Genomic DNA, 3617 nt, shown 5'->3' with positions numbered 1-3617 from the left:
CGCTGTGTGAAAGCTCACACAGCGGTATTTTGCCTGAACCAGGCAGGAATGGCTTACGGACGGCTGCTGGTCGGGAACGGCCATGCTGCCGGTGCGATCACCGACTTGGCGGCCGGTGCCGGGGTGCCTGCCTGCGAGGTGCTGTCCTTGCCGTCGGTCTTGGCTTCGGTCTTCGTCTCGGCCTTGGTTTCAGCCTTCGACTCGGCCTTGGCTTCCGGCTTGGCTTCGGCCTTCGCTACGGTCTTCGTTGCGGTCTTCCTGGCGGCCGGCTTCTTCGCTGCGGTCGCGGCGGCCTCCGGCTTCGCTTCAGCCTTGGCGGCCGGCTTGGCGGCGGCTTGCTTCACTGCCGGCTTGGACGCGGCGCTCTTGGCGGCGGTCTTGGTCGCGGTCGACTTGGTGGCAGCGGACTTGCCGCTCGTCTTCGCCGCCGAAGCCGAGCCTTTGGTTGCGGCCGGCTTGGCGGCGGCGGTCTTGCCTGCAGCTTTGGTTGCGGTCGACTTGGTCGCTGCAGTCTTCTTCGCAGCCGGCTTGGCGGCGATGGTCGACTTGGTTGCAGCGGCTTTCTTGGCAGCCGGCTTGGCGGCGGTGGTCGACTTGGTTGCAGCGGCTTTCTTGGCAGCCGGCTTGGCGGCGGTCGACTTGGCGGCGGTCTTGCCTGCAGCTTTGGTCGCGGTCGACTTCGTTGCTGCAGTCTTCTTCGCAGCCGGCTTGGCGGCGGTCGACTTGGCAGCGGTCTTGCCCGCAGCTTTGGTCGCSGTCGACTTGGCRGCGGTCTTGCCCGCAGCTTTGGTCGCGGTCGACTTGGCAGCGGTCTTGCCTGCTGCTTTGGTCGCGGTCGACTTGGTTGCTGCAGTCTTCTTCGCAGCCGGCTTGGCGGCGGTCGACTTGGCAGCGGTCTTGCCCGCAGCTTTGGTCGCGGTCGACTTGGCGGCGGTCTTGGTTGCGGTCGACTTGGTCGCTGCAGTCTTCTTCGCAGCCGGCTTGGCGGCGGTGGTCGACTTGGCGGCCGATTTGGTTGCGGTCGACTTGGACGCTGCGGCTTTCTTCGCAGCCGGTTTGGCGGCGGTCGACTTGGCGGCGGTTTTAGTTGCTGCCGGTTTAGTGGCTGCGGTTTTGGTCGCAGCGGCTTTTTTCGCTGCCGGTTTGGTAGCGGCTTTAGCGGCTACGGTTTTGGTAGCAGGTTTTTCTGCTGCTGCCTTTGCGGCCGGTTTGGTGGCGGCTTTTGCGGCCGGCTTTGCTGCTGGTTTTTTCGCGGCGGTTGCCATTTTCTGTTCTCCTTCACTGCGATGAGAAATTACGCTACATGGTTTGAACCCGTCCAACCCGGTCTGCTTGGTCGGGCGAATTATTCATCGGCGCAAACTCAACGTTTGCGTCAATGAATCCGGCACCAGCCGAACTACTGCGGCGCTTCAATAAACCGGTAAAACCGGCGAGCATTCATCCCCGATTTACGCTATACTGTGTTTTCATACAGTATAGCTAGATCGAAGCTGTTTCCACTCGTCACAGCTCCCGGAACACGAAGTCCGCGGTACTTCAGCTATCGTCGTCGCCGACGACCGAAACGACTAAAGCCCGATGGTTCACTGCGCTGTCCACATCGCAGCCCGTGTGGGCCGCGAAAAGAAAAAGCCGCCATACCCGACATTAATCAGGCAATGCGGCTTGTTCTTTTCGCTAAGCTTACGTGCATACTGAATGAATCAGCGTCCCATTTTTGATCGGTTTGTTTCCCGTTCGACGCCCGGAAAATCGGGGTCTTCACGTTTTGACAAATTCAATCACGTAAAGTACACGAAAACCTTGTCAGTGCGCAACCCGCACACAGTATTTTTCATGTGTTTTACAGGGCAAACCAGCGATACCATCAACCGAAACGATCGCTGCGATAACGTTTGATTCCTTCCTCGTTCTGCTCGGTCTCCAAAAACAAGCGCGCAAATCGATGCGCATTACCTTGCTACCATTTCGTATAACGCCTTTATTTACAGGCGATATTCAAAATCATTGCTCCGCCGCGCTGATGCGCAGCAAGTCCATCTTGCTCAGCCACACGAGTCCGCGCAGCAAAGTCGGCCGGTCGCACGGTCCGAGCGCATCGAGCAGCTCGTCGACCTGCATCGGGCGTGATTCGATCGATCCGAAGATCTGTCCAAACTCTTCCAGCGTCGGCAGCGACGCGTGCGCGAAGCGGTTGATCGTGAGTTCGCGATACTGACGCAACAGCGCGAGCGATGCGTCCGGTGCGAGTTCGACCAGCGCCGTCGACGTGAGGTGCACGGTCGCATACGTCGCGAACAGTTCGAACGGATCGAGCCGGTCCGGCACCGCCACCGGCAACGCCGGCACCAGCGCCGCATCGGCGCGGCGCCGTTCGCCGAGCTCGCGCCACAACGCGCGGTAACGCCCGAACACGACGGTCCAGTCGAATTCCGCGTGCACGCGCCGGCGTCCGTTCTCGCCCAGCTGGCGCCGCAGTCCGGCGTCGTCGACGAGGCGCGCGCACGCCTGCGCGAGCGCCGCGCCATCCACGGCCACCGCCTGGCTCGTATGACCGCAGTACGCCTCGTAGCTGTCCACGCCATCGTCGTAACGCTGCGCGAGATCAAGTCCGGCGCCCGCTGCCGGCATCACGGTCGGGATGCGATAGCCATCCACGCCGTCGCGCACGGTGTCGCGGTAACCATTCCAGTCGCTGACGATGCACGGCAACCCGGCCGCCATCGCTTCCAGCGGCGCCAGGCCGAAGGTTTCCTGCACGTTGTCGGCGAGCGAGATGAAGACATCGGCCGCGGCCCTGGCGTCAAGCCGGTTCGCCGCCACGCGGCCGTCCAGCACGGCAAGGCGCACGGATGGGCACAATTGCGCGGCCGCCTCGTGGAACGCCTTGTCGGTGGCCTCGTTGGCGAACCAGCCGCACAGCAGGAGGTGCAGGCGCCGGCCGTTCCGCGCCGACCGTTCGAGCGCCGCGAACATCTGCTGTGGATGGGCCTTGGCGTGGAACGACAGGCGGCCGAAGAACAGGAAGACGATGTCGCCGGCGTCGATGCCCAGGCGCTGGCGCACGGCATCGCGGCGCGCGGCGTCGACGGTCAGGTCGGCACCGTGCACGCCGAGCGGGATCAGGGGCAGTTGCGGCAGCTCGAAGCGCTGGGCCCCCAGGCGCGCATTCAGGTACTCGGCCTGGCGCTCGAGCACACGGCGCACGCTGTCGCGCACCACGCGCGACGTGCAGATCACGGCATCCCAGCTGCGCACCGGCGCCACGAGCAGGTTCGCGAGGCTCGACGTCACGGCGTGGCTGGCCGTCGTGTGCGTGATGCCGCACAGGCTGTAGCGGCGTTCGCCGAGCCCCAGCCGGCGCCACGCGAGGCGCTCGAGGCCGGGCGCCGGGTGGTAGAGCGTGCCGTAACGCTCCAGATCCTGCGGGCGCCCCTGGGCGATCCATTCGACCCGCCCCTTGTAGCCGTATTCGCGCAACAGGCGCTCGCCTTCGGCCGCGTGGGCCTGGCCGCCGGCGAAGCAGCCCACGGCCCCGATGCCGGGCGCGGCCGCGATGGCGCGCAGCAGGCCGGCGCCGGCCGCCTGCCGGCCCATCAGGTGCGGCCCGGACG

Annotated in this window: 2 protein-coding genes; both read right to left on the bottom strand. The window is 64.6% G+C overall.

The window, feature by feature from the left end:
- Nucleotides 1–53: 53 nt before the first annotated feature.
- Nucleotides 54–1265 (bottom strand): transcriptional regulator, encoded by a 1212-nt coding sequence (locus AC1DYX_RS29170; RefSeq protein ID WP_477265415.1) that lies wholly within the window; start codon nucleotides 1263–1265, stop codon nucleotides 54–56.
- A 742-nt stretch (nucleotides 1266–2007) separates the two neighbouring features.
- On the bottom strand, nucleotides 2008–3617 hold a 1610-nt coding region (locus AC1DYX_RS29165; RefSeq protein ID WP_477265413.1), incomplete at its 5' end, for a glycosyltransferase family 4 protein.

This window comes from Massilia sp. P2_C2 (genome assembly GCF_056404615.1).
The sequence above is the reverse complement of the archived record's forward strand: the minus strand, read 5'-3'. Positions and strand labels throughout refer to the sequence as shown.